22 protein-coding genes are annotated in these 25,494 nt (G+C 56.4%); 13 read left to right on the top strand and 9 right to left on the bottom strand.

Annotated features, from left to right (window positions below; translation table 11 throughout):
* The first annotated feature begins 36 nt into the window (after positions 1–36).
* The 4 genes from nadD to LOC70_RS15170 all read left to right on the top strand — a co-directional run bounded on the left by nadD (position 37) and on the right by LOC70_RS15170 (position 2,106).
* Positions 37–681, top strand: coding sequence for a nicotinate (nicotinamide) nucleotide adenylyltransferase (gene nadD / locus LOC70_RS15185; RefSeq protein ID WP_230254854.1), 645 nt, complete (start codon positions 37–39; stop codon positions 679–681).
* A 150-nt stretch (positions 682–831) separates the two neighbouring features.
* The gene (gene rpsR, locus LOC70_RS15180) at positions 832–1,110 is read left to right on the top strand and encodes a 30S ribosomal protein S18 (RefSeq protein ID WP_230254852.1); all 279 of its coding nucleotides are present in this window, start codon (positions 832–834) and stop codon (positions 1,108–1,110) included.
* A 12-nt stretch (positions 1,111–1,122) separates the two neighbouring features.
* Positions 1,123–1,581: an acyl-CoA thioesterase gene (locus LOC70_RS15175; protein WP_230254851.1), complete on the top strand. Its 459-nt coding sequence runs from the start codon at positions 1,123–1,125 to the stop codon at positions 1,579–1,581.
* A gap of 54 nt (positions 1,582–1,635) precedes the next feature.
* A complete protein-coding gene (locus LOC70_RS15170; protein ID WP_230254849.1) occupies positions 1,636–2,106 on the top strand; it encodes a hypothetical protein in 471 nt (156 codons plus the stop codon).
* 15 nt (positions 2,107–2,121) lie between these two features.
* Here LOC70_RS15170 and LOC70_RS15165 read toward each other — a convergent pair whose 3' ends face one another.
* Positions 2,122–2,673 carry a Fur family transcriptional regulator gene (locus LOC70_RS15165; RefSeq protein WP_230254847.1) on the bottom strand — a complete coding sequence of 184 codons (552 nt, stop codon included), beginning with the start codon at positions 2,671–2,673 and terminating at the stop codon, positions 2,122–2,124.
* 567 nt (positions 2,674–3,240) lie between these two features.
* On the opposite strand from LOC70_RS15165, the gene LOC70_RS15160 reads away from it, so the two are divergent.
* Positions 3,241–4,407: a type III PLP-dependent enzyme gene (locus LOC70_RS15160; RefSeq protein WP_230254845.1), complete on the top strand. Its 1,167-nt coding sequence runs from the start codon at positions 3,241–3,243 to the stop codon at positions 4,405–4,407.
* A gap of 14 nt (positions 4,408–4,421) precedes the next feature.
* Entirely contained in the window at positions 4,422–5,885 is a 1,464-nt protein-coding gene (locus LOC70_RS15155) for a sodium:solute symporter family protein (protein ID WP_230254843.1), read from the top strand.
* Between the two features lie 14 nt (positions 5,886–5,899).
* Here LOC70_RS15155 and LOC70_RS15150 read toward each other — a convergent pair whose 3' ends face one another.
* A complete protein-coding gene (locus LOC70_RS15150; protein ID WP_230254841.1) occupies positions 5,900–6,442 on the bottom strand; it encodes an AlkZ-related protein in 543 nt (180 codons plus the stop codon).
* Positions 6,443–6,454: 12 nt separating this feature from the next.
* Entirely contained in the window at positions 6,455–6,736 is a 282-nt protein-coding gene (locus LOC70_RS15145) for a peptidylprolyl isomerase (protein ID WP_255712870.1), read from the bottom strand.
* A 262-nt stretch (positions 6,737–6,998) separates the two neighbouring features.
* On the opposite strand from LOC70_RS15145, the gene LOC70_RS15140 reads away from it, so the two are divergent.
* The 3 genes from LOC70_RS15140 (at position 6,999) to LOC70_RS15130 (ending at position 9,774) form a co-directional block, all read left to right on the top strand.
* Positions 6,999–8,291 (top strand): DUF3472 domain-containing protein, encoded by a 1,293-nt coding sequence (locus tag LOC70_RS15140; protein WP_230254839.1) that lies wholly within the window; start codon positions 6,999–7,001, stop codon positions 8,289–8,291.
* A gap of 47 nt (positions 8,292–8,338) precedes the next feature.
* Positions 8,339–9,235, top strand: coding sequence for an archaetidylserine decarboxylase (gene asd, locus LOC70_RS15135; RefSeq protein WP_230254837.1), 897 nt, complete (start codon positions 8,339–8,341; stop codon positions 9,233–9,235).
* Between the two features lie 131 nt (positions 9,236–9,366).
* A complete protein-coding gene (locus tag LOC70_RS15130) occupies positions 9,367–9,774 on the top strand; it encodes a hypothetical protein (protein WP_230254835.1) in 408 nt (135 codons plus the stop codon).
* A 29-nt stretch (positions 9,775–9,803) separates the two neighbouring features.
* Here LOC70_RS15130 and LOC70_RS15125 read toward each other — a convergent pair whose 3' ends face one another.
* The 5 genes from LOC70_RS15125 to LOC70_RS24315 all read right to left on the bottom strand — a co-directional run bounded on the left by LOC70_RS15125 (position 9,804) and on the right by LOC70_RS24315 (position 18,520).
* Positions 9,804–14,354, bottom strand: a complete 4,551-nt coding sequence (locus LOC70_RS15125) for a hypothetical protein (protein WP_230254833.1) — start codon at positions 14,352–14,354, stop codon at positions 9,804–9,806.
* Between the two features lie 315 nt (positions 14,355–14,669).
* A complete protein-coding gene (locus LOC70_RS15120; RefSeq protein WP_230254832.1) occupies positions 14,670–15,833 on the bottom strand; it encodes a BON domain-containing protein in 1,164 nt (387 codons plus the stop codon).
* 217 nt (positions 15,834–16,050) lie between these two features.
* Positions 16,051–16,344: a hypothetical protein gene (locus tag LOC70_RS15115; RefSeq protein ID WP_230254829.1), complete on the bottom strand. Its 294-nt coding sequence runs from the start codon at positions 16,342–16,344 to the stop codon at positions 16,051–16,053.
* A gap of 107 nt (positions 16,345–16,451) precedes the next feature.
* The gene (locus tag LOC70_RS15110; protein ID WP_230254826.1) at positions 16,452–17,087 is read right to left on the bottom strand and encodes an RNA polymerase sigma factor; all 636 of its coding nucleotides are present in this window, start codon (positions 17,085–17,087) and stop codon (positions 16,452–16,454) included.
* A gap of 56 nt (positions 17,088–17,143) precedes the next feature.
* Positions 17,144–18,520, bottom strand: a complete 1,377-nt coding sequence (locus LOC70_RS24315) for an A24 family peptidase (RefSeq protein ID WP_315857264.1) — start codon at positions 18,518–18,520, stop codon at positions 17,144–17,146.
* A gap of 376 nt (positions 18,521–18,896) precedes the next feature.
* Here LOC70_RS24315 and LOC70_RS15100 point away from each other — a divergent pair, with 376 nt between their 5' ends.
* Together LOC70_RS15100 and LOC70_RS15095 are read left to right on the top strand one after the other, a co-directional pair.
* On the top strand, positions 18,897–20,339 hold the full coding sequence (locus LOC70_RS15100; protein WP_230256158.1) for a deoxyribodipyrimidine photolyase: 1,443 nt from the start codon (positions 18,897–18,899) through the stop codon (positions 20,337–20,339).
* A gap of 143 nt (positions 20,340–20,482) precedes the next feature.
* Positions 20,483–21,628 carry a sialidase family protein gene (locus LOC70_RS15095; RefSeq protein ID WP_230254825.1) on the top strand — a complete coding sequence of 382 codons (1,146 nt, stop codon included), beginning with the start codon at positions 20,483–20,485 and terminating at the stop codon, positions 21,626–21,628.
* Between the two features lie 56 nt (positions 21,629–21,684).
* Here LOC70_RS15095 and LOC70_RS15090 read toward each other — a convergent pair whose 3' ends face one another.
* Complete coding sequence (locus LOC70_RS15090; RefSeq protein ID WP_230254823.1) at positions 21,685–23,025, bottom strand: homoserine dehydrogenase; 1,341 nt, start codon at positions 23,023–23,025, stop codon at positions 21,685–21,687.
* A 581-nt stretch (positions 23,026–23,606) separates the two neighbouring features.
* Here LOC70_RS15090 and LOC70_RS15085 point away from each other — a divergent pair.
* Entirely contained in the window at positions 23,607–23,909 is a 303-nt protein-coding gene (locus LOC70_RS15085) for a hypothetical protein (RefSeq protein ID WP_230254821.1), read from the top strand.
* Complete coding sequence (locus LOC70_RS15080) at positions 23,909–25,492, top strand: DUF4332 domain-containing protein (RefSeq protein ID WP_230254819.1); 1,584 nt, start codon at positions 23,909–23,911, stop codon at positions 25,490–25,492. Before LOC70_RS15085 ends, LOC70_RS15080 begins: the two co-directional genes overlap by 1 nt.
* Positions 25,493–25,494: the final 2 nt, after the last annotated feature.

The raw sequence follows: 25,494 nt of genomic DNA, 5'->3' as shown, positions 1-25,494 counted from the left end.
ATCACCTGCCAGCTCGCATCCATTGAAAGTCATTCCGTGTCCGACTCCGAAACCACACCACAATCACCACAGGGCATCGGAATCCTTGGTGGATCGTTTGACCCGGTCCACATGGGACATCTCTGGATGGCCGAGTCAGCTTTGGAACAATTGCCAATTGAACACGTTCGCTGGATCCCGGCGGCAACCAGCCCGCTGAAACCCCACGGTCCGGTGGCCAGCAACGAACAGCGACTGCAGATGCTGCGTTTGGCACTGTCCGGTCAAGAAGGCCACGTGATCGACGACTGGGAACTGCAACAGGATGGCATCAGCTTCACTCGTCTGACGCTCGAGCATCTGCACCAGCGATTCCCTGACCGCCCGCTGTACCTGATCATCGGAGCCGACTCATTGGCCTCGTTCGATCGGTGGCGAGACCCGGAGCGAATTTTGGAACTGTGTCATCTCGCCGTGATCGCTCGCGGGGGGCAAGCACAGCCGGACTATTCAATTCTTAATGCAATGGCGGCCCCCGACCGTCTGCAGACCATTCGCGAATCTCAGATTTTGATGCCGCAGATTGAGATCAGCAGCAGCGATTTGCGTGATCGAGTCTGTTCCGGCCGGAGCATCCGTTTCCAGGTCCCTCACCCCGTTCGCACCTTGATCTCACAAGAAAAGCTTTATCAGGAAGAATAGGCAAAAGGGATTGCGTGGAAACGCCGATCTCGGCACACTGTGTGGCCCGCAATCGCACCCTTGTCGCGTGAGCGGGACACCTTGGCGAGCCGGAAACACTGGTTTTCCGGCCGTATCAGTCCATTCGCCTTCGAATTCTCGAAAAGCTTCATGCCTCCACGTCCAATGAGCACGCGTAGCCGTGCCCGCAAACGCTCACGAGTCCGCAGCCGCACGCGCCGCAAGGACCCCATCTTCGTCGATGGCCAGCGTCCACGTCCGATGTACGTCGATTACAAGGACCTCGAATTGCTGTCCAAGATGGTGAACCGTCAAGGTCGCATCATGGGCCGTCGCAAGAGCGGATGTACCGCTGCCAGCCAACACGCTGTCACCGCTGCGATCAAACGCGCCCGCTTCATGGCCTTGTTGCCATACGTTGGCGAGTGATCCAACTCCGCCGTGAATGATTCGAATCCAGCCGGAGCCTCCACAGAGAAGGCTCCGGTTTACCAAACCGAACGCCGCGTCGAGTTTCGAGACACCGACGCCGCTGGAATCGTTCACTTCTCTGCTTTCTTCCCAATGATGGAAGCCGCCGAGCACGAATTTTTACGCTCGGTCGGCGTGGCGGTGATGCCCGATCACGCATCCGAGCGACGCCTGACCTGGCCGCGCGTCGCCGTGAGTTGTGACTTCCATGGACCGGCACGGTTCGAAGACATCCTTCAAATCGCGGTTCACGTCGACCGCATTGGCCAATCCAGTGTCCACTATCGATTCGAATTGACCTGCGAAGATCGACGAATCGCAACGGGCAAGATCACAACCGTCTGCTGCGATCTTCAACCGGGCGGAAAGCTGATCAAAACCAACGTCCCGGATGATTTGCGGTCGCGTTTGAGCAGCACTTCTAGCTGATCTCACTCCCACCTGGCCTCGCCGTTTTACCACTCGCTTCACCACAGAATTCGCATGCCCGCCACGTTCGAAGGCTTTGGCCTGAAATTGCTGTACCCGGACAACTGGAAACTGGTCGAACGAGCCGAAGACGAAGGCGACCAAGGCACCACGTTTGATCTGCCCGGCGGTGGCTTTGTATCGCTGGAGACACTACCGATCACTCGCGAAGACGAATTGGTGCTTAGCGAAATCGACCAAATGCTTCGCGACCAATACGAAGACCTGGAACGCGAAAGTGTGACGCTTCCGGGAGCAGACGACGATGAAAAAGCCATCGACCTGAGGTTCTATTACCTGGATCTCGTGGTGATGTCACGGGTCGTTTTGCTGGACGCACCACCACCAACGCGTGAGCAAATGCCAATCGCCGGTCGCATCCTGGCTCAACTGCAAGCGGAACTCAGCGATTTCGAAGCCGCCGAACCCGTCTTCAACGCAATCCTGCAGCAGATCCGAACCGCGGAACTCCCGTCCGAAGAATGAGCGGGATCGGGAACGTCAAACCAGGTCTTGTTTGCGTTTCTTCCGGCGATTCTTGCTGCACTCGCGACACACGCCACTGACCAGCATGCGATGACCGGACACGCGAAAACCATGTTTCGCGGCGGCTTCATCCCGGGTGGCGATCAGCTCTTCGCTGCGAAACTCAATCAGTTTCCGGCAACGGGTGCAGTACAGGTGATCGTGCGGCGGGTAGCCATAATCCAGCTCGTACACCGTCCGTCCGTCGAGCTGAAAACAGTTCAACAGGCCCGCGTCGACAAATTCCCGTAGCGATCGGTAAACGGTCGCCGAACTGACGTAATTGGGCTCGCCCTTGCGAGGCAATTTCTCGATCAACTCATCCGCATCAAAGTGGGCGTGCTGAGCGAAGATCTTCTCAACCAAGAACTTGCGAGGTTTCGTTTGCCGTTGCCCTTTGCTCTGCAGGTACTCCTCGAACCGTTCCTGAGGCGTCAAAGCCACTTCCAGGCGTTCCAGAGATTCCGGGACCGAAGACACGTCAGACAAAACAAACCACTGCCAAAGAAGGATCGAAACTGAAGGCACTATAGCAGCCTCGGCCACTCCTGTCCGCAGCGTATTCTGCACCTTCCGGTGGAATTGGCCCGCGGAAAACACACGATGTGAAGTCGAAAAACGTCCCGCCAAAGTGGCCGATATCGTTCTTCCCAGAACATTCGCTGAATTCGGGATTTCCTCTCTCGACTTTTTAAAACGCGGTCGATATTCTTCGCAGCCGATTGAACAGTAGTGTGATTCGTGAAGGTCAGATTCGCCCGGATGCGAAGCTTCCTGAACGGTTCAATCAGCATGACACCAGGTCTCGCCCCCTCGTGACGGGCGTGGCGGAAGTGTGTTGGCAGGACGTTTCCTAGCGGAATCGCCCACTCCAAACGCACAACGTTGCCATACCGCAAGGTGCCGCAGCCTCCATTGCGATCTCCCCAAGGTCAACACGTTATTGCGCCCAGGACGCGGCTCGATAACAGCGAAGAAGAAGTCGGCCAGGGTTCTCAGAACCCTTCGACGAAGCCACAGCGGCTTCGAAGTTTTGACTGTTGTTTCGTAATTTCTTTTGACCTTTGGTCCCTTTCTTAGAGGCACCCCGGCTGCATGATTGCATCGACCATTCTGCGCGCACCCAACGCTCGAACGGCTCAACCCATCCTTTCATTTGAGGTCGCCAAAGACCTCGCCGAACAACACGGTTCACCATTGCTCGTCGTTTCTCGATCCAAGGCGATCGAAACTTACTGGGCCATGAAACAAGCTCTTCCCGGTGTGGATTTGTACTACGCCGCCAAGTCAAACCCTGACCTGCATTTGTTGACCACGCTGAATGGCGAAAACGCCTTCATCGACATTTGCTCGCCAGGCGAATTGCGTGCCGCTCAATTGGCGGGATTCACCGCTGACCGAATGCTGCACACGCACCCGTGCAAGACCGATGCAAACCTTTGGGAATGTTACCAAGCCGGTGTGAACTGGTTCGTTTTTGACAACGCCATCGAAGCCGAGAAGATCCGTCGCCTGACACCCGATGTGAACCTACTGATGCGTTTGGCCACCACCGGTGCCTCCAGTCGCATCAACCTGTCGGCCAAGTTCGGCTGCCCCATGCACGAGGCGTTGGAAATGCTGTCGGTGGCTCGTGCGAAAGGTCTTCGCATTCGTGGCTTCTCGTTCCACGTCGGCAGCCAATGCCTGAACCCTCACGACTATGTGGAAGTCCTCCGCAACGTTCGCGACATTTGGGATGCAGCCACGCGTGCAGGTCACACGTTGGAAGTTTTGGACATCGGCGGCGGATTCCCCGCACCTTACCGCGAAGACGCACCCTCGATCGAAAGCTTCGGTGCGGTGATCTCGCAAGGTCTGCAAGAGATCTTTGGCGACTTGCCAAATCGCATCATCGCTGAACCCGGTCGCGGGCTTTGCACCGAATGCGTGACGTTGATCACTCGCGTGATCGGCAAGAGCCGTCGATGGGAACTACCTTGGTACTTCCTCGACGACGGAATTTATGGCTCGTTCTCAGGCAAGATCTTCGATCACACCGACTTTCCTTTGATCGTTGAAAATGACGGGTCACGCGAAACGTCGGCCTGCGTCGTTGCCGGCCCCACCTGTGACTCCACCGACATCGTGTCGCGCGACCAGTGGTTGCCCGATCTGGAAGTCGGCGAATTGGTGTTGGTGCCCTCGATGGGCGCTTACGCTGCCGCGAGTGCATGCCCGTTCAACGGTTTGCCTGTCGCTGGCAGTGTCGCAATCGACTGACGGGACGGCCACCAATGGGATTGATCGCCGCCGTACTGGCTTACCTTTCACTGACCATCGCGATCGGGTTCATCGCAGCCCGTCGCGTTGGTGGCGCTCACGATTTCATGGTCGCGGGACGTTCCCTTCCGCTGTACATGAACTTCGCGTGCGTGTTTGCCACGTGGTTCGGCGCGGAAACGGTCCTTTCCGTGTCCGCCACCTTCGCGGGACAGGGTTTGCGTGCCATTCCGGGCGACCCGTTTGGGTTTTCGATTTGCTTGGTCTTGGTCGCTTTGTTCTTCGCCCGAGCGTTCTACCGCATGGACTTGCTCACCATCGGTGACTTCTATCGCAAACGATACGGTCGCCCGATCGAAGTCCTGACGTCGGTGGTGATTTCAGCATCGTATCTGGGCTGGGCCGCCGCGCAGTTGACCGCTTTGGGTTTGGTCATTTCCGTGCTCGGTAAAGGCATTGGTTACCAAGCCTTGACGATCAACCACGGCATTGTGATCGGCTTCACCATCGTCGCATTCTACACCGTGATGGGTGGTATGTGGTCGGTGGCACTGACCGACATGATCCAGACCTTTGTGATCATCATTGGTTTGATCGTCGTTTCGATCTACATGGCGGGGGCCGCGGGTGGAGTGTCCGTGGTGATCGAATCCGCTCGCGAATCGGGGAGACTTCAGATCTTTCCCGATTGGGGCCGGTCCGCGGAGTGGTGGATCTACGCGGGCGGCTTCTTGACCGCCGCACTCGGATCCATTCCTCAGCAGGACGTCTTTCAGCGAGTGACCAGCGCGAAAGACGAACGCACCGCGATGACCGGAACTTTGTTGGGCGGTCTGTTCTATTGCCTCTTCGCCTTCGTTCCCATGTTCATCGCCTACGCGGCAGTCGTGATCGATCCCAATCACCTGGAACAATTCAACAGCGAAGACTTGCGGGAGGTCCAACGCACACTGCCGACCGCCGTGATGCAGTCGACACCGTTCTGGGTTCAAACCGTGTTCTTGGGAGCCTTGGTTTCAGCCATTCTTTCCACGGCGAGCGGCACATTGCTGGCACCATCCAGCTTGATCGTCGAAAACGTGATCCGGCCGTTTCGTCCCGAATTGGACGACAAACGGATGCTTCGCTGGCTCCGAATGGTGTTGCTGATGTTTGGTGGGCTGGCGCTGCACCAAGCCTTGACCAGCAACGACACAATGTACGAAATGATCCAACAAGCCTACAGCGTTCCACTGGTCGGCGCTTTGGTCCCCTTGGCCGTTGGGCTCTACTGGAAACGAGCAACCAATGCGGGTGCCATGGCGTCGATCGTTTCGGGCGTCGTCACTTGGCTCGCCTGCGAACACTGGCTCACTGACTTCGTCGTGCCATCGCAACTGATCGGCCTGGCCGCGAGCCTCTTTGCGATGGTGATCGTGTCGCTGATGGACAGTTCGTACCAACCCGACGCGACGTCTCGAACGACGACTCACCAGTAGTCATCGCTCGAGCATCACGACTCGTGTTGTTGAACAATGTCCATGTGAACCTCACGCATGGGCAACCAGAAGTCATTCTTCAACTTTGGGTCATTGGATCGCACCACGTTCAAGCTAATCTGCAGCTTTTTCAAAGCCGTATCAAACTGGCTCTTGGTGCAAGCGAATCTCGCCATGGCTCGTTTGCGAAGCGGCCCGGTGTAGTCCGCCTCTAAACGAATCAGCTCGAACACTTCCTGGCAGAGTGGATCCAGCTCGATGATGTCTTGATACGCCGATGGATAGTGCACATCGCGGAAGTGGTTCATTTCCATCAACACCGCGTCACCACCCGGTATCTTTCCGTAGAAAACCTGATCAGGATAAGTTTGAGGGATGCGAGTCTTCCAATCCCACACCGCCATGACCTTCGGACTCCAGCCACCGCTCTTGGGCTTCTTTTCCGAGAGATCGGTGTTGTCCCAAAGCGAAGGATGAGGCGATCCTTTGCTTCCAAAAACCGTGACCACGGTTCGATCGAGAACAAACCGATAGGCGTCTTCGAAGGTCTTGATCATGGGTCCAATGACTCAGTCGACACGCTTAGTGATCTCGATCAGGTGATATCCAAACTGAGTCTTCACAGGACCGTGAACCTTGTTCAATTCACCGGTGAAAACGACGTCGTCGAATTCCTTGACCATCTGACCGGGGCTGAACGTCCCCAAAGCGCCGCCGGATTTTCCGGACGGGCAGGCGGAAAACTCAGCAGCGATGGCACCGAAGTCTTGGCCGTTTTCGATCTGTTCTTTCAAATCCTGACAGGCTTCTTCGGTCTCGACGAGAATGTGACGGGCACTGGCGGTTGCCATGATGGGCTCCAAAGGTGTGAGGGGGATTGGAACAACGTGAATCGCGTTTGAGTTCCTGAAACCCACCATCCTGCCTTGATAACGGACTCACGAAAACCCCATCGAAATCAAGTGGCCCGGCGGAGGTCGCCATGCTCGACAGATCACACTATGTTGCGGGCACCACCGAATAGGCACCATCCCGCCAAGAGCAGATGTCGCGACTGTTTCGCGTTCCCCACCGCCCTGCCCTGCCCCGGAAATCCCACCTTCGAATCGCACCATGAACTTCCGACTGATTTGTGTTTTCACCTTGGCCTGCGCATTTGTGTGCACGCCCAATTCCCCTCACGCATCCGCCGACGAATGGAAGATTCCCGTCGCCGGCAATGCCTTCCGCACCGCACCGGAACCCGGTGGTCGTGGACTGCGCCGCGACGGCAATCTGTCGCTACGCACCAGCGACGAAACTTACTCGGTGTTCTTTCGGGTCAGCGATGGGGCCAAGTTGAATCTGGCACTTGAGGGACGATCCGGCGAAACAGCGGGAACGATCCAGATTCAAGTTGCCGATCAAACGTTCGCTTGCGACGTCCCCGCAGACACCTCCGATTCGATCTCAATCGGCGAAGTCTCCGTGCCCGCCGGATACGTGAAAGTTGATCTCTCTTTGAAGAGCGATTCTTCGCTCATTGAGATCAAACAGCTCATCGTGAATTCCGACTCAAGCGATCTGCAAGTTGACTATGTCAAAACCAATGACGGCAACATGTTCTACTGGGGACGTCGCGGTCCATCGGTCCACTTGGCCTATCGCATTCCTCGTGAGGTCAACCTGACCTACGCCTACAGCGAAATCATGGTGCCGGTCGGACAAGATCCCATTGGAACGTACTTCATGGCCAACGGTTTTGGCGAAGGCTACTTCGGGATGCAGGTCAATAGCGAGACCGAACGCCGAGTCTTGTTTTCAATTTGGAGTCCTTACCGAACCGACGACCCCAACGAGATCCCAGAGGAAGATCGCGTTCGAACGTTGGCGAAGGGAAAGAACGTCATCGCGAAAGACTTTGGCAATGAAGGTTCCGGTGGTCAAAGCTTTTTTCGCTACCCGTGGGAAGCCGGCCGCACCTATCGCTTCCTCACGGAAGTCAAACCCGACGGAAAAGGCAACACGCGTTACACGTCGTGGTTTGGCGACAAAGAGAAAGATGAGTGGTTGCTTGTCGCGAGTTTCCAACGTCCCAAAACGGACAAACATCTCACTGGCTTTCATTCCTTCCTCGAAAACTTCTCGCCAACCCAGGGGCATCTCCAGCGATCAGCCCAGTATGCGAACCAGTGGGTTTGCGACACGGATGGAAACTGGCACGAAATCACGCGAGCGAAATTCACGGGCGATAACACCGCACGAGGTCGACATCGCCTGGACTACGCCGGCGGAAGCGAAGACACTCACTTCTTCCTCCAAAACTGCGGCTTCTTCTCAGAAACCGTGCAGCTCGATCAAACGTTTCAGCGCACGTCGACCACGGAAAGCCAACCCGAAATCGATTGGAAGCAACTTCCTCGATAGCCCCCACATCACCTCTTCTGCGGGTGAATCCATTTAAAATCTGCGGCATGGACGAAATCGTTTACCACAACCGATACACCGGCGAAAACGAAATCGAAAAGGTGTACGGAGACAAGGCTCTTCGCTGGACCTACGGTTCGGTCGCCGGTCGCATTTCATTGTCGCTGTTGGTGAAGCGGACTGCCTTCTCGCATTGGTACGGCTGGCGAATGGACCAGCCGCAAACCAAAGCGAAAATTGCTCCCTTTGTCGAAGAGTTCGGGCTTGATGCGAATGAGTTCGCTTGCGACGTGGATAACTTCGCGAATTTCAACGAATTCTTTTCGCGTCAGCTTCATCCTGAGGCCCGCCCGATCGACGCCAGCAATGACTCCGTCGTGTTCCCAGCCGATGGAAGGCATCTTTGCATTCCCGACCTGTCTCGCTCATCGGGGTTGTTTGTCAAAGGCGAGACCTTTGACATCTCGACCTTGCTGAAGGACGACGCACTGGCGGATCGCTATGCCAATGGCAGTTTGCTGCTTTCACGATTGTGCCCGACGGACTATCACCGCTTTCATTTCCCCTTCGCTGGAACACCTGGAGAAAGCCGTCTGATCAACGGGCCGCTGTATTCGGTCAATCCAATCGCATTGTGCCAGAACATTCACATTCTTAGCACCAACAAACGCTGCATCACGCAGCTACAAACCGAGTCACTCGGCACGGTGTTGTTGCTGGAAATTGGTGCCACGTGCGTTGGCAGCATTCGACAAACCTACACCGCCCAACAGCCCGTCACGAAAGGCGATGAGAAAGGCTACTTCCGGTTTGGCGGCTCCTCGACGATGGTGCTTTTTGAACCGGGACGAGTCCAATTCGACGCTGACCTGATTGAGAACTCCGCACAAAACCGAGAGCTCTACGCACGGATGGGAGACCGAATGGCGACTGTTGTTGCCTGATTTTTTCGAACTTCGACAACCGGTTTGAATTCGCGGTAACAGATCGCGAGTCTTTTCGCTGAGACCTTCGAAGCCCAGCCGTTTGGCCGGGCGTTGAAAGCACACGTTCCTTTCTCTTGAGGATCCCAGCGATGCACGGCACACGTTTCTTCTTCGCACTGGTGGCTCTCTTCTCCGCGAGCAGCGTTTCACTGAGCACTCCCGTCAACGCTCAAGAATTCGCGACCATGCCCAACACCTACCATGTCGAGGTTCGCATGGAACACTGGCGAATCGGTTCACCGTTCTGGTCCACCGAATTCACCACCAACGACTTCGAAGAGGCAGAATTGATCTTCGACTTATTTGAGTTCGCCTTGGACAGCGGTGAGCTCCCAAGCATGCTCGGCTGGAGCTGGCAATGGCTGGCCACCGACGTAAGAATTCGCACCGAGTATCCAGCGGCTTTGACCGAACCGCTCGAACGAATTTCATTGACAAATCCGTTCGCACGCCACGGATCCTACGATCCCCCCTCGTACAGCCCTCACCAACCGTAAGCCGCGAAAGCTTTTCGCCAGCAAGTCGTTCACTCACCAAAGTAGATCCGGTGGCGGCGAACCAGTTGCCGGAGCTCGGCCAAGCGAGCATCATCCTGTTCCCTCTGAAAGAGCTCCTCTGCGAATTCGAACCAGCGGGTGCTGATTCGGTCCTTTGAATAGTACGCATCCATCCCGGCCAAAACTCGATCGGGATCGAAACGCATGAAGTCACTGGCGGGTTGGCCACGAGGGTAAAAGCGAGCCGTGCTGACGATCAACCGACTGTACATTGCATCGCCATCAGCTCCCCCCAATTGATCGCAGACCGCCTCGATGTAGTTCTCGAAATCACCGGGGTTGCCGTGCCAACGCGGTAACAAATAGGTCACCGCCGAGGAGTGCACGGACAAACTTCCCTTCGCAGGTGTCTGCATGGCACGCCGAGTCAGCTCACCCACCGCACTTTTAGGCGCAGACAATCCCATGGAAATTCCGAGCGCAAGGAAGAACACACGGGTAGCGGGTTGCTGCTTCTTCAAGAGCGGTTTGAGGTGTTCCAGTGCGACACCCAACTGTTTATGAAAGAGCCGCATGTCATCCCTCGAAACCGTGTTGACGAAACCGGTTCCGCGGGCCTCCCAAGCCAGGTCGCGATGATGCTGAGCACGCAGCATCGGAATCACGATGGACCGCGGCATCCGTTCCCCGGCGCGCTTCAGCCACAAATCTTTGCGGATTCGAGCATCGCCTCCGTGCACCCAGCCATATTCTTTGGACACGATGTCCAGCGCACTTAGAAACTCCTCACTCATTTCATCGGGGTACTCGCTGACTGCCGCGATGGCGGGCGTTCGCAAATAGGCAAACGCAGCGTCCAATTGATCGATCTGGTCGCGGTCCACCAGGTTCTCCGCCAACACTCGAAGGATCCGAGAGGCTGGAATGCGTTCCGGAGCGGCGGCATGAATCCACTCACTACCTCGACGAAACACCATCGCCGTTCCGCGCGCCGCGATCATGACCGGTTGAGTCAAGTCACAGTTCACGTACTCAACCATCCCCCTCCGATCGCCATTCAAATCGAAGTCCGCGATGAAGGCAAAAGGATCTGCGGAGCCCGCCAATCCTGGAGGCATCCCCATGACTCGAATCTGTGTGATTTCTTCTTCCGCCTCGGCGTTTTCCATCCAGTACGGGACGATGTTGAACCGACGAGTGGCATGAACCACCTCTCCCTCTTCGACCCCAAAGTCGATTGCCCAAGGTTTCTCATCCGTGCTGACCCAGGCCCGTTTGTCCAAGACCGCCAGTGCGCGGACCTTCGGAAGCCTCGTCAGCTGAGCTTGATTCGCGATCTTCCCCGTGGTTTCATCGACCTTCAACAAATACATGTTTTGATTGCTGGTCGCGATGAAATTCGCACCGTCACGAGAGCACCATAGCTCGGAAGTCATCCGTTCCCCGTCGAGTAACTCGATGCGTGATTGCTTGACTTCCAACGATGCCAAATCCAACAAGTAGATCCACCCATCGTGGGTCGTGAAAAAGATTCGATCCCCATCGGCCGATTGCGCCGAAGCCAAGGGTGGCTTCACTGCCTGATGGCTCGCCAATTTGGTTCCCTGTTGGAGATCCCAAAGGGTCAGCCCCCCACTTTCAAAACCGATCAATCGATTGCCATCCGCCGACAGATAGACTGGGTGCTGACCGTCCAATCGACTTAAAATTCGATGGACGATGTTCCCACTTCGATCCACCACGGCAGGATCGTTTCCCGCAATCAACAAGTACGATCCGTCCACTGACATCTGCAGCACCGTCTGCCCTGGGCTGAGTGCCAAGCGTGTCTCTTTCCACTGGCGTGAAAAGCCACGACGCAGCAATTCCAACCGCTCGCGATATTCCGCATCCAGCGTGGCTGGCCGAGCAATGATTTCGTCTTCGGTGACAGGTTGAGCCAACCGCTCATCCACCTGGTCGTCCCACTCGATGCCATGTTCACGTCGGTACAACTCACCCCGCAACTTCGGTCCGTCAACCGGATGAAGTTCATCCACAGACAAACGAATCATGGATTCGTTCTCGTCCTCGAAATCGATGTAGTAGCGATTCGCGCGGACCGGCGTGGCGGGCAAAGTGGTCCAACCGTCGGCTCGTCGAATCACGCGATGGGTGATCGTGGACGGGTCCAGCCCGTCCGTTCTGCCCGCTTTACCCTGCTCACGAAACTCGGCGGCTGTCTCCTCCATTGTCTTCCAATCGTGTTCCTCAAACAGCGAGCGTGCAACGCGGAAGTAACCGCCTACCATCCCGCGCATGATCGCGTCGTCACCGTCAAGACGTTCAAAGTTGGCGGGAAACAACTGAGTCGAGTCCACCAACTTCCATAACTGATAGCTCGGAGGTCGCGGCAAGTTGCGGAGTTTATCTTCGAGCTCCCGCCGGAGGTTTTCCTGAAACAGATCGACTTGTTGCGTCGCGGCGTACTCGTCATCAGTTGAAACCGTTTGCCGCACTTCGGCTCCCGAACGCAACTGCACCTCCAATTCGAGCTTTTCCAGATGCGAAAAAGCTGTTTGAGGAATCGTCTGACGCTTTCCTTCTCGATCGGTGAACTGGAATTCATCGTGGTCGTTCCAGCTTGGATCCTCTGCCGGCGGCAATGGCTGCTTTCCCATCAACCCGTAGATTCGCAGGCTGGGAACCGCGATCGGAATGGCTTGGTTTGGAAACTGCTCCTTCAGAGTCTGCCATTGCTGGGCAGCTTGTTCGTTGGCATGGTCCGTCAGAAGTTCTCTGTCAACCAGGAAATCGACCGTCCCGTCACGCATGATCCAACTGTCAAGGTGCTTTCCCACGACAACGCCCTCGAAACCAACTTGCGACTTATAAGGTGGTTGACTCCAGCTCACCAACCAGTCTTCCATCGCTTTCGCGGAGGGAAGCTGCATTTCAAAAATGATCTTCTTCTCAAAGTGTTCCTGCAGTTTGATCCACTGCATCCGATGCTCGCGAGAGGTTATCGCAAGCTCCGGCAGTCCCTTGGTCGATGTGGTTGGATCGGCTTCGAGCATCATCAACTTCATTTCCATCGCGTCCACGAAATGTAGTTGATCGACAGGCAATCCCACCGGCGTGTCACGGTTGGCCATTTTGACTTTCAAAGAGGTCTCGTTCGTCATCTCCAACGGTTTGATCGCCAACACCATGGAATGGGAACGTCGGACGAGAAAATACTCGGCATGCAAAGAGGGGCGTTTCTTCTTGGGGTGAGCCTCGAAATACTCGTTCAGACCCTGGACGCTTTGTTCAGCCGCCGCTCTCCAAGATTCTGTCAATTCGGCTTTCAAGATAGCGACCGTCGAGTTGTCAGCATCGAACCGATAGACGTAATACGGGTGCTCTTCGCCAATCAGCGTTGCCGTGAATCGGGTATTGGACGCGGTGTCTTTGAGTCGCCAAGCCCCTGCCATGTTGAGGTAGCGGAACGGATCAGAATCAACCAGTTTTCGCCGCCGTTCAGCCCAAGACGTCGCGATTTGCGTAGGAGTAACCTCTTCATCGAGCTCATTCATTTTCCTTTCCATGAGCACACGCCGCAGATCCAATTCCGATGGACCGGTGAACGAACCGAGCGACTCCCAACGCTTGATCCGGAACTTTCGGAATCGAGCCCGTTCGGGTCGATGATCAGGCACGAACCATGAAACCTTGCCCTTAGAGGGATCCGACTCATCTTCGACGATTTCAAGCGGCTTCCCAGGTCCGAGCATCCCCAGTCGCCCAGGCCAACACCAAAGATCGGTTTGCTCGAGACCTGGTACCTGTTTGACTTTTCCAGTCCGAAACCAATCCGCCGCTCGTTCGCGATCAGCTTCCGCGAGCATGGTTTTGCGTACACGAAATCGAGCCATCACGGGGTGCGAAGCATATGGCTTCCAAATGCGTCCAAAGACAAATGCATCGTCGACTTGCCCAAGCAACGCGGCACGAAAATCCACCCCAGGAACTGCGGTCTGCCATCTCGATAATTGATCGAGCACGTTCAGACGCTCGCGTATCAGATCGCGTTGTTCGCCCCGGAATGACGCCAGCGGAATGGCGATCAACTGCTGTTGAATGTTCCAATACGAGATGCTGTCTTCGACCAACAACAGAGACGCATTGTTGAGCTCCCGGTCACCTTGCATCCACGCCTGGTCACCCGCATCGCGAATGGGAAACGCCTCGCGAAGCCGATCCACCAGCGACCGCCAAGGCTCCAATGTCTTCTCGATGAATTCGCGATCCGATTCACTGAACTGCCTCAATGGAAACGACTGGAACTTTCCACTGCGGAATTCAATATGGATCCATTCGTCTGGACCAATCCATTGGACCAATCGTCCCTGAATCGGTTCTCGATTCTGCAATCGCCACTCCCGTACTTCCGTGACTTTCGGAGCATCGTTCACTCGGGCCGTCGAAACAATTTTTGCACCATCGGCGATTGCCGACGGGTTCAGGCCGCTTGGCAATTGAGCGTGAGCTGAGAAGCCAAAACACGGGAGGAATACCAGCGACAAAACCAAACGTTCAACATGGGAATGCCCCTTCATGCCAGCGACCTCATTCAAGAATCGATCGAGCGAAAGACCGCGATTGAAATGCGTGCGGTGCCAAAAAATTTTACTAGCAAGCGATGATCACAACATTCGCCGAAACAGCATCAACGTTTCTCCGATCGGACCAGTCGCCCACTTCCATCTCAGATGCATTTTCGCCGGGACAGTTCCGTCCTACTCGATTCCAGGCATTCGACCACATGGCTGCCAACTAATGAAAAAAACCCTCGCAAGAGAACTCGCGAGGGTTTTTCGTTGATTCGTTTGGGTCATGGACCCGCTGGATCAATGCTTGGACCGTTTGACAAATTACTTGTCAGTGAAGTCCAAGAACCACCATCCGTCGTCCCATTCGAGCGACACTTTCCGCCATCCCAAAGGAACTTGTGGGTAGGGGTAGAAAGGTCCGATGTATGGGAATGCCGATGGGCTGTACTGTTGTGGGTAGGTCAACGCTGCGTAGTTTGGATACGCTGCGTAGCCAGGCCACGCGTAGTTCGGCAAGTTTGGCGAGTCGTAGCGTGGTGCTCCGACGGGTGCCGCAGGTGCCATAGGAACAGGTTGTCCCATCACAGGAGCTGAAGCCACGGGTGCGGCGGTTGCACCGTGCGTGACCATGCTGCCGGGCACCACCATTTCACCGTTGATCATCTGGCCACCAGCGTGTCCGTAGGAAACGGGCTGAGCTTGGACCTGAGGACGGTTGGCGGGTGGCAATGGCTGCAAGCCACCGGTGCGGTGCGAAGCAGGAGTCGCAACCAAGCTTGGTTTCGCTTCAGCTTTGACGCTCATCAAATCGCGAACGCCGCGTGCTCCAGGAGCGTGACGAGCGATCTCGGCGATCAACTGACGTTGCGAGTCGGAGGCGACTTCGCCGGTGATTTCAACGATACCGTCGTAGGCGTTGACGTCGACGCCGAAGTCTTTCAGGTGACCAACCGACTTGGCTTTGCCCAATGCGGCAGCAACCGAACGGGTGATCGTGTCGTCCGAGTGAACTCCTTCGCCAGCGGTTTCCCATGCGGCAACCGGACGTGTTTCCGATTCAGCAGCTTCTTCGTTGGCCACGGGAGCGATGGTTCCAGGAACCACTTCTTGCCCTTCGGTTTCCAAAGCGTTCTTGAAGTCGAACGTTTCGGCTGGCTCGACGGCAGCGATCGCAGCCGCTTTGGGTTTGTAGATTTTTGCTTCGAGAACTTCGAGCTCGTTGACCACGTTGACCACGCCGTCAACGTCTTTCAACGAAGACAACACAACGTCGCGTTGCTCGGTTCCATCCACGGTGCCGCGGAATAGAACCACGCCATCGTTGACTTTCATGTCGAGGTTGAAGTTCTTCAGTTGCCCTGCATCACGGCTCGCCTTGAGCCGCTGCATGACTTCTTGTGCGATCTCTCGATCACCGCCAAAGGCCTGAGCAGGCCCCAGCGTGGCGATCGCGGCCATCGCCAGTCCAAAATATTTGCGTCGCATGGAAATGCCTCCCTACAGTCCTTTGTGAGGTGTCGCTCACCGAGTGCCGTGCTCACGGCGAACAGGGAACGGCCGGATAGCCGGTCCAATCGGTGCTATGGACTGTTTCGGTTGTGACGAGGCTCTACCGGCAGGTTTTTTCGGATTTTGTGGAGAAATCGACACAATCGGAGCGAGCCACCCTCGCCCAGCCTGACGCTCGCGGTCGAGAGCACGCCTAGCCAGCCGAAAAGAATCGTTGGTTCGTTCCGCCATTTCCGATCGGAACTTCCACCCGCGATCCACATTTGGGACATCCGCCGCGGTAGGCCGTTCGCTCATCGTTGCGATAGATGCGGCCGTAGGTTTGGCAACAGCGAAACTGAATCCCCAAAAACGGACGCGGATTGCCGGGGGTGCCTTGAGCCGCGGCGGAATCAGCCCCACGCGAAGACTCTTCCGGAGCCGGCTGGACCTCGTGCACCAAGTCCAAATGGTGTCCGGCATCTTGATTGGAGGATCGATCCACCATGCTTGTTCCCTCGCCGCCGAGGCTTCATCCCTGTCCAAACAACCGCTCGCCAAACGGACACGACCATCTTTGATTGGCAAAGAGATCCACTTGCCGATGGATGTCACTTAGCCGAGTGAGGAGTCCACGGAACCAGATTCCGCTTCCCGCAGTTGCTCAATCGCCAATCGCAATTGCTTGCGAGCCCGATTCAGACGACTGCGGACGGTTCCAATCGACAGTTCCAAGATCTCCGCCATTTCCTCATAGGACGATTCGTTCATCTCCCGCAAGACGAGAATGCTGCGGTGTTCATCGCTGAGTTGCTGCAGAGCGGATTGGACCAAGGACACATCGTCCTGGCGAATCATGTTGGCGTCGACCGGCTCACCATCGCTGACGACTTCCTCCCCCGCCTCCTCGCGTTGCTGATCCAACGACAGTCGAATTTTCTGACGACGTTTTCGCGAAAGTGCGATGTTGAAGGCAACGCGATACAGCCAGGTAAAGAACTGACTGTTTTGCTGGAACGTGTCCAGTTTGACAAAGGCACGGATGAAGGCTTCTTGCGTGACCTCTTCCGCGTCGTGAACCGATCCCGTGACATGGATCATCGCGTGATACAGCCGGTCCTGGTGTTGCACGACCAACCCCTCAAAGGCGGCCGCGTCGCCCGCCAAGGCCGCCTCGATTAACGCCACTTCGTCGAACGAGTTTTTCTCGGTCGCGACGCGTTCGTTTCGTTTCGAGCTGGCTTCGTCCACATCCCCTCATCTGATGATCGTTTGCTGGGCTATCAGTTTAACTCAAACGATTCGCCCTAGCGGAAAGCCGAAGAGCCCTCCTCGAACGCCCCCGGGTCCTTTCCCAACGCTTGATCGTCGCGAACGTGCTCAACCAACTCATCAGAATCGGCATCGGACTCCGCGTTTGGTTCCTCTGGGATCTCTTCGCCCTCCGGGGCGGGGATTTCCTCGTTTTCGTTCAGCCACAATGGAATCGTCAAAATGGCAAAAAACGGAACAATCAGTCCAATTTGCGATGCCTGTTCGCTAGGCCAAAGCTGAGACGCCACCAAACCTCGCCACAACAACAACTGAATCGCGACCGCGACGGGAAGGCTGACCGCGAATCGCCCGAGTGAATCGCGAGAATGAGTGAATTCACGTGTTTGCAGCCACTTGCTGATCGCCGCCGCAATCAAGATCACGCCCATCGTCGCTTGCCACCCCACCACGACCGACGGCACGGCGAGCAAAATCGTGAGGTCAATCAACCGACGCGTGGAAGCTCCCAGCGGATCCAACTTCATATCCGCCGCCGGACAAAAGCTTTTGGCCAGCACGCGAGCGAAGAAGCCCGCCGCCACGAGTGCGGTCAGAATCCGCATTCCGATCTGGGTCAGCAATGCCGCCGCGTCCACCTGAACCAGTCCGCCTCGCATGGGATCCGTGTCCTTCACCCACCAAGCCTGCGGAGGCCACTGGACCGAGATTTCTTCGATCCCGCCGGAAACCCACTGCCACGGCACCACCATGGTTTGTGGCAGAGCGAACATGCCGCCGATCAACGTGGCCGCGGCGAACAACGTCAATCGCGACGGCAACGCGTTTCGATCATAACGAATCAATCCCATTGCCCACGCGGTCGACAACGCCACGATGTGATACAGGATCAAACACAATAAATTCGCATCCCAAGCCGGCGCCGCAAACCAAAGAGGTTGCCGATTGCCATCCCAATAAGGAAGGCTCCACTGCATCAACTCCGCCACTCCGACCAACGCAATGGTGATCCCAACCAGCGTCTCAACGATCGGATAGCGGGAAGAGATCGGCAATCGACAATCTCGGCAGCGGCCACCCAACCACAACCATCCAAATACCGGAACGTTGTCGCGGGCCCGGAGTCGATTCCGGCAACGGGGACAGAATGAATGGCCATTGACGTTCAACTTCTGAGGCAATCGCCACACCACGACGTTCAGAAAACTGCCGATGCTGGCCCCAACCACCAAAAAGAACGTGAAGATGACTACGTCATTGGCTCGGGGGGCCAATAAATCCAGCACCCGAAAATGCGAGTGCCAACGGGCGATCCACTGCGCAGACAACCACACGTAAGCCGCCGAACCGAGCAAATATGCGGCCAGCAAACCAATGGCGAGGCTTCGATACGGAGAACGTCTTCGCGACAAAATTGCATGGCCCTTGGCGAGTCAGCACACTCTACTGGTGGTCCATCTCAGCTTGGCCATCCGGTAGGTTCCGGAACGGCGTGAGGCAACCGACCCGAACTTCAAGTTGCGACAGAATACTAACAGGCTGGCGAAATGACGACTCCTGTCCCATCCACACGCCAATCATAGCGGAAGTTCGAACTCGCCCGACCGCATCGAACTGCATCTTGCCGCGTCGCACCGCTTTTCAACGATTTCTTTTTCAGACTTCTTTCCAACGATTTTCTCGATCATTCTCGGTTTGTCTGCCATGACTTCCTCGCTTCCGCCCCAGAGGCATCAATTCGCGAACGACCATCCCCCACGACACGATGGCGACTACATCGTGTATTGGATGATTGCTCAGCGACGGTTGCACTGGAACTTTGCACTGCAACACGCGGTCGACCGAGCTTTGGAATACGAGAAGCCCTTGCTGATCTTTGAACCACTTCGAGTTCGTTATCAGTGGGCCAGCGATCGCATTCACCGATTCATCATCGAAGGGATGCGAGACAACGCGGCGGAGGCGGAATCGCTGCCGGTGGTTTACTACCCCTACGTGGAACCTCAACCGGGCAAGGGCTCGCCGCTCCTGCACCGACTCGCGGAGCATGCTTGCACGGTGGTGACCGACGAATACCCCTGTTTCTTTCTGCCTCACATGATTGATGCGGTGAAGGACAAACTACCAGCACGTTTGGAGCTAATCGATTCCAACGGAGTACTTCCACTTCGGGCGGCTGAAAAAACCTACACCGTCGCCCACAGCTACCGACGGTTCATGCAGAAGAACATTCTTCCTGCACTCGAACACCTGCCACTTGAAAACCCTTTGGAACAACAGTCCGACCGCCCTGCCCTGCCCTGCCCTGACGGCAAATCCATGGCGAAGCGACGCGAGGCTTTGATCGACAAGAAGATCCTTTCCAAGTGGCCCGCCGCGGATCTGGATCAACTTCTCGACAAGGACGGATTGTCGAAGATCCCCATCGACCATTCCGTACCACCGGCTGAAAAGACTCCCGGTGGACGTGTCGAAGCGTGTCGGCGATGGAACGAATTTCTGGATTTCAAACTTTCGAAATACAACGACGACCGCAATCATCCCGACGAACATGCCACAACAGGACTCAGCCCTCACCTTCACTTCGGACACATTTCGGTGCACGAGATGGTTGCTTCGTTGTTGGAAAACGAAGGCTGGACGGCGGACCAAACCTCCAAACCCAATGGAAAGAATCATGACTTCTGGAACGTTGGTGAAAACACGGAAGCGTTGCTCGATCAACTGCTGACGTGGCGTGAGATCGGCTTCAACTGGTCCTTTCAAAACCCCGATACCTACGACTCGTTGGAGTCACTTCCAGATTGGGCTCAGAAAACGCTTTCGGAAACTCGCGATGACGAGCGGCCACATGTGTACACGTTGGAGGAGTTCGAAACCGCCAACACCCATGACGAGTTGTGGAACGCAGCTCAAACAGAGTTGGTGCAAACCGGCGAGATGCACAACTACATGCGAATGCTTTGGGGCAAGAAGATCTTCCACTGGACGAAAACCCCAGAAGAAGCACTCGAGATCATGATTCACCTGAACAACAAGTACGGACTGGATGGCCGCGACCCCAATTCGTACTGCGGAATCCTCTGGGTGCTCGGTCGCACCGACCGAGCCTGGGGCCCGAAACGTCCCGTCTTCGGCAGCGTCCGCTACATGACCAGCGATAGCACTCGCAAAAAACTCAAACTCAGCCGATATCTGAAAAGGTTCTCACAGACAACGAAATCCAAGTGAGCCACGTTGCTTGGTTCAAAAGAACATCGGGATCACGACGCGAAATATGATCATTGGATCTGGTAGAGTGGTTCGTCCTGCCACAGGACATCCCCTCCGATTATCCCACCTTGTTTCGCCCCCACCTTGGATTCCTGCACACCATGAAAGCTTCCCTCGCGGTTCTCGTTGCGTTTCTTTTGAGTCTGCCTCTGCAAGCAGAAGACCTCCCTGATGTCGCCGTCGCGGGGGAAGGGGCTTTGATCGCCTCCCAACAAATCTTCCCGCTGGCCGAGAAACCGACCAAGGAATGCCACGCATCAACCGTTGTCGAAACACCAACGGGTCTCGTCGCGGCTTGGTTTGCCGGCACTCGGGAGCGTGATCCCGATGTTGGCATTCGCGTCTCGCGCAATGAGAACGGCCGATGGACGAAATCCGTCGAGGTGGTCAACGGCGTTCAGTCGTCAACGCTGCGGTATCCCACGTGGAACCCGGTGCTCTTTCAACCGACCAACGGTCCGCTAATGCTGTTCTACAAAGTCGGTCCGAACCCACGGGAATGGTGGGGCATGCTCACGACATCTGAAGACGGCGGCAAAACGTGGTCGTGGCCGACGAAACTTGGCGAAGCCCACACGATTGGTCACTTGCTGGGCCCCGTGAAAAACAAACCGATTCAGCTAGCGGATGGAACGATCCTGTGTCCCTCCAGCACCGAAATCGATTACCCGGATGGCTCTTCTCACTGGCGAGTTCACTTCGAAGTCACCAAAGACCTCGGTAAGACTTGGGAGGTCATCGGACCGATCCAAACCGGCGAAACCTTTCACGCGATTCAGCCCAGCATCCTGACTTACCCAGACAATCGCATGCAGATTCTCTGTCGCAGCCAAGAGAAACGCATTGTTCAAAGCTGGTCCCAAGATGGCGGCAAAACCTGGAGCACGCTCACCGCCACCGACCTACCCAACCCCAATTCCGGGACCGACGCGGTCACATTGCGAGATGGTCGGCAAGTCTTGATCTACAACCACTCGGAAGGCTCGGTGAAACGGGATGACGCTCCTGATCTGAAGCCACGTCGAATTCTCAATTTGGCGATCTCGTCCGATGGCAAAACGTGGAAGCCCGTTCTAACGCTTGAAAACGAAACCGGCCCGCACCCGAAGGATCCCGAGCGACGACGTCATTTCGGCGAATACAGCTACCCGGCCATCATCCAAACCTCCGACGGGATGCTCAACATGGTCTACACGTACAACCGAGAAGGCGTCAAACACGCCGTCGTCGATCCAAGCGAGCTGTAGATCAGCCTGCAATCACACCGCCAGAGATCCCCCATCGCCGCTTTGGCGTGTTCCAATCACTCGCGGACGGGCATTCGGACCACAGTGCCGCTGATGGCGGGCAGAACTTCGATGTCGGTGGTGGCTCGTGAGGCGGCACCTTCGCTGGCCTCGTGTGTCATGATCACCAACGGAACCGTGTTGTCCGACGACGATTCGTCTTTCGATTTGGGTTCGTGCTGAATTACGGACGCGATCGAGATGGAATGACTTGAGAGCACGCCAGCGATCGATGCCAGGGTTCCTGGATCGTTGGCGACGCGAAGCCGCATGTAATAACGGCCACGTAGGGTGTCGACGTCTCGCTGCGCGGTACGTGGTGGACGCTCGGACGAGAAGTACTCCAGCGTTTCAAACGTGATGGGCGTCCGCCCCACCGCGGTGTCGATGACATCGGCAACCACAGCCGACGCGGTTGGCATCTGACCGGCACCCAGCCCGTGGTAAAAAACTGGTCCGACCGCATCGCCGACCACGCGAATCGCGTTGTAGGCGTCACGGACTTCTGCCATGGGTGTTCCGATCGGGATCAATGTGGGTGCGACCGACAATTCCAATTCACCATCGACCAAACGCGCCGTTGCCAGCAACTTGATCCGGTAACCCAGTTCGCGAGCGTAGACCAAATCGGCTGGATCCAACCCATCGATTCCCTTTCGCGGGATATCTCGCCAATCCACCGTCGCGCCGAATGCCAGGTGCGAGAGGATGGCCAATTTTTGTGCGGCATCGGTTCCGTCAACATCCATCGACGGGTCGGCTTCGGCGTAGCCCAGATCCTGTGCCCGTTTGACGGTCTCGTCATAGCCGGCGCCTTTTTCGTCCATCTGCGAGACGATGAAGTTGCTGGTCCCGTTCAGGATGCCTTCCAACGATTCAATTTGGTTGGCCGACAAACATTGGCTGATATTGGCGATGATGGGGATCCCGCCCGCGACGGCAGCCTCAAACGCGATGCTGCGTCCCAATTGACGAGCCCGCGTGAACAATTCGCCGCCGTGTTCGGCCAGCAGGGCTTTGTTGGCGGTCACGATGTCCTTGCCGGCTTCCATCGCCCGTAGCATGACCTCCCGAGCCGGCGAGAGCCCGCCCATCAACTGGATGATCACATCGATCTCGGGATCGTTGAGCACGTCGTCGATCGAATCGGTCAGAACACCGTCCGGCAGATCGATTCCGCGAGGTTTTTTCAAATCGCGAACGACGGCTTTGGAAAGCCAAATTGTTTTTCCCGCGTGGCGAGCGGTCCGATCACCGTGATCGATCAACAACCGGGCGACGCCGGCCCCGACGGTCCCCATTCCGATGATGGCAACGTTGGTCCGGTCCGATGATTTTTGCTTGGATGATGCATTCATGTGGGGATGGTAATCAGAGCCCACGGTCGTTGAACACAGGGGCAGAGAGAATCCGCCATGAAGTTCGCCGCCCCAACCTGAGAATTCCAACGTTTTGGTGAATTCTGATGGATTTGGCTGCCAGCCACTGGCAGCGACGAGCGTTTCGCAGTTGTGTGGGCAAAAGAAAACGGCGGAGCAACGTGCCCATACGCTGCCCCGCCGTTCTCATTTTCAAACGCGAGAAACATTCAAACGAGCATTTGTGCCGCAATCCCACACCACGACACGCCTCCTCGTTCTTCCGCTTCGGCCATAGCGTCGGGTCCTCCACACGGTTGACCACGCCGGCTAGTCGTAATGTTCGGCACAACCGAGCCTCCAGCAGACGTGAATTCTGCCAGATTGGCGACTTCGTCTGTCGGTGATGGTTGACCTTGCCGGTTATGGCGTCCGGACCGCCGTCCCAGCCTCTTCCACCAGATTTTTGGCATTCGATCTTGTGACCGATCCGGCGGCTTTGGGAAACTTGACACCGAATCGATGCTTTCTTCGATTTCAATCTCCCGACCTTTCGCTTCCGCCGCTGCAAGGATGCTCCGATGGCAATCGGCCCACTGACCGACGTTTCCAAACTGTCGATCGATCGCCTGTACGACTTGTACCACTTGATTGCAGAACGCGACCACGCGTTCCGCGTGCAGTCCCAATACGGCAACACGCCACCGCCCGAAGGCCACTGCGAGTTCCGGCCACTGGGACGCCAAACCTTTGTCCAACGAGTGCTGCACTACGATTCGCTGTCCGCTGAAATCGGCGCCGCGTTTCGCGCTCGTTTGTCACGACAGGCACAAGCCTACGGCATCGATGCACAAAACCAGACATTGAAGACACAAGCTGCCTGATGTCGACTTCGAGCCAAACGCTGATTCAGATTTTGCGTGCCGCGCATTGCCGTAGCACGCACCACCACTTTGCCTTGGACGCGACCGAGTTGGTGCAGACTGACTCGGGCAAGCGTTTGGTTTCGCAGTTGCTTCGCCATCACGGTCGGTACCTAACAGGTGCCAAAGACCCCGACACGCGATTTCGTGATTTTCAAAACCATGTGATCCACGTCGACGACGGTTATTGGGGCGGCGCACCACGCGTTGCCCATCAATGGTATGACCGGCTGCAACGGTATCTGCACCAATCCCGGTATTCGGACGCCGCGCACGCTGCCGGCGTGCTCAGCCACTATTTCACCGACCCCATTCAACCGCTTCACACCGCCCAAACTCCGCTCGAAAAGGTTCTGCATCGGCCGATCGAATGGTGCATCACTCAGAACTACGCCAATCTGTTGGCCGAGTGGAAATCCAATCCCACAAGGATCGTGTTCCAGCTGTCCGATCAGTCCGGCTGGCTCGGTGAAGCCATCCTGCAGTCTGCCCGCCTGGCCCACGGTCACTACCAAACGCTGCTGGATCATTTCGATTTGGCCGCTTGTGAAAAAAATTCGCGGCAAGGCCTGACGACGGTTTCCCGCCGCATCGTTTCACAACTCATCGGTCTGTCGGTGACCGGTTGGGCTCGCATTTTGGAACGAGCCGCCGAAGAAGCCGAGAGACGAAACCAACAAACCATTCCGGTCGCTGGATTGACCCTGCCCATGGTGCTTTCCGGAATCCGAGTTCCCGACCGCCTCTGGGTTCGACGCATCACTCACAAAGTCGAGCGAGAAAAGGTCGAGAACCTCATCGCCGAATTTCGACGCACGGGCGACGTGACTCAGAATTTGGCCAGCGAAGTCCGCGTGCTGCAGCGAGTTCGTGAGATTCACGAACGCGAAAAAAACTATCGCCAACGCAAAGCGGAATTGGCCGCCGCTCACAAAGCCTTGGTGCAAGCGGAAGAAGACCGGCAACAACGCGAAACGGTGGAAGCCAATGTGTTGCCGTTCATTCAAACACACGACAACATCCGATTGCATCTGCCAGATCCGCTGGTCGATGCACCGTCCATCGGCAAGAAAACAGCCGCACGGTTCGCTGGCATTGGCATCCACACCGTCGGCGAATTCTTGCAAGCCGACGTGCCGACCATGGCACGCCGCTTGGACACGCGTTGGATCACGGAAGACACGCTGCAGGCCTGGCGATGCCAAGCGTTGCTGATGTGCCAACTGCCAAGCATGCTGGCTCGGGAAGTCCAGTTGCTGGTGGGTGCGGGTTACGCCACCACTGATGCGCTAGCCAAGTCCAACTCGGATTCGCTTTATCAAGCGGTCACACAATTCGCGGAGACCTACTCCGGTCGCCGATACCTTCGTGGTGCGGAAACGCCCACCCGAGATCGCTTGGACATCATCATTGGCGATGCCGCGCACGCAATGATTAAAGTCAAACGAGGGCAGGCCTCCGAAGAGCAAGCCTCGGACACCGCCCCCACGATCTCGACCATCCAATCCTCCGACGCCGCAGCAGCCCGTCGCCGGGCCGCCTGATT

Origin of the sequence: Rhodopirellula halodulae, from assembly GCF_020966775.1 — a bacterium.
Classification (GTDB): Bacteria; Planctomycetota; Planctomycetia; order Pirellulales; family Pirellulaceae; genus Rhodopirellula; species Rhodopirellula halodulae.
Note: the sequence above shows the minus strand (reverse complement) of the source record. Positions and strands in the feature narration are given on the sequence as shown.

Coding starts and splice junctions, on each gene's coding strand:
- LOC70_RS15100 (WP_230256158.1), top strand. CDS start 18,897: ATGATTGCTCAGCGACGGTTGCACTGGAACTTTGCACTGCAACACGCG.
- LOC70_RS15095 (WP_230254825.1), top strand. CDS start 20,483: ATGAAAGCTTCCCTCGCGGTTCTCGTTGCGTTTCTTTTGAGTCTGCCT.
- LOC70_RS15080 (WP_230254819.1), top strand. CDS start 23,909: ATGTCGACTTCGAGCCAAACGCTGATTCAGATTTTGCGTGCCGCGCAT.
- LOC70_RS15155 (WP_230254843.1), top strand. CDS start 4,422: ATGGGATTGATCGCCGCCGTACTGGCTTACCTTTCACTGACCATCGCG.
- asd (WP_230254837.1), top strand. CDS start 8,339: ATGGACGAAATCGTTTACCACAACCGATACACCGGCGAAAACGAAATC.
- LOC70_RS15145 (WP_255712870.1), bottom strand. CDS start 6,736: ATGGCAACCGCCAGTGCCCGTCACATTCTCGTCGAGACCGAAGAAGCC.
- LOC70_RS15150 (WP_230254841.1), bottom strand. CDS start 6,442: ATGATCAAGACCTTCGAAGACGCCTATCGGTTTGTTCTCGATCGAACC.
- LOC70_RS15160 (WP_230254845.1), top strand. CDS start 3,241: ATGATTGCATCGACCATTCTGCGCGCACCCAACGCTCGAACGGCTCAA.
- LOC70_RS15115 (WP_230254829.1), bottom strand. CDS start 16,344: ATGGTGGATCGATCCTCCAATCAAGATGCCGGACACCATTTGGACTTG.
- LOC70_RS15140 (WP_230254839.1), top strand. CDS start 6,999: ATGAACTTCCGACTGATTTGTGTTTTCACCTTGGCCTGCGCATTTGTG.
- LOC70_RS15085 (WP_230254821.1), top strand. CDS start 23,607: ATGGCAATCGGCCCACTGACCGACGTTTCCAAACTGTCGATCGATCGC.
- LOC70_RS15090 (WP_230254823.1), bottom strand. CDS start 23,025: ATGAATGCATCATCCAAGCAAAAATCATCGGACCGGACCAACGTTGCC.
- rpsR (WP_230254852.1), top strand. CDS start 832: ATGCCTCCACGTCCAATGAGCACGCGTAGCCGTGCCCGCAAACGCTCA.
- LOC70_RS15170 (WP_230254849.1), top strand. CDS start 1,636: ATGCCCGCCACGTTCGAAGGCTTTGGCCTGAAATTGCTGTACCCGGAC.
- LOC70_RS15120 (WP_230254832.1), bottom strand. CDS start 15,833: ATGCGACGCAAATATTTTGGACTGGCGATGGCCGCGATCGCCACGCTG.
- LOC70_RS15130 (WP_230254835.1), top strand. CDS start 9,367: ATGCACGGCACACGTTTCTTCTTCGCACTGGTGGCTCTCTTCTCCGCG.
- LOC70_RS15125 (WP_230254833.1), bottom strand. CDS start 14,354: ATGAAGGGGCATTCCCATGTTGAACGTTTGGTTTTGTCGCTGGTATTC.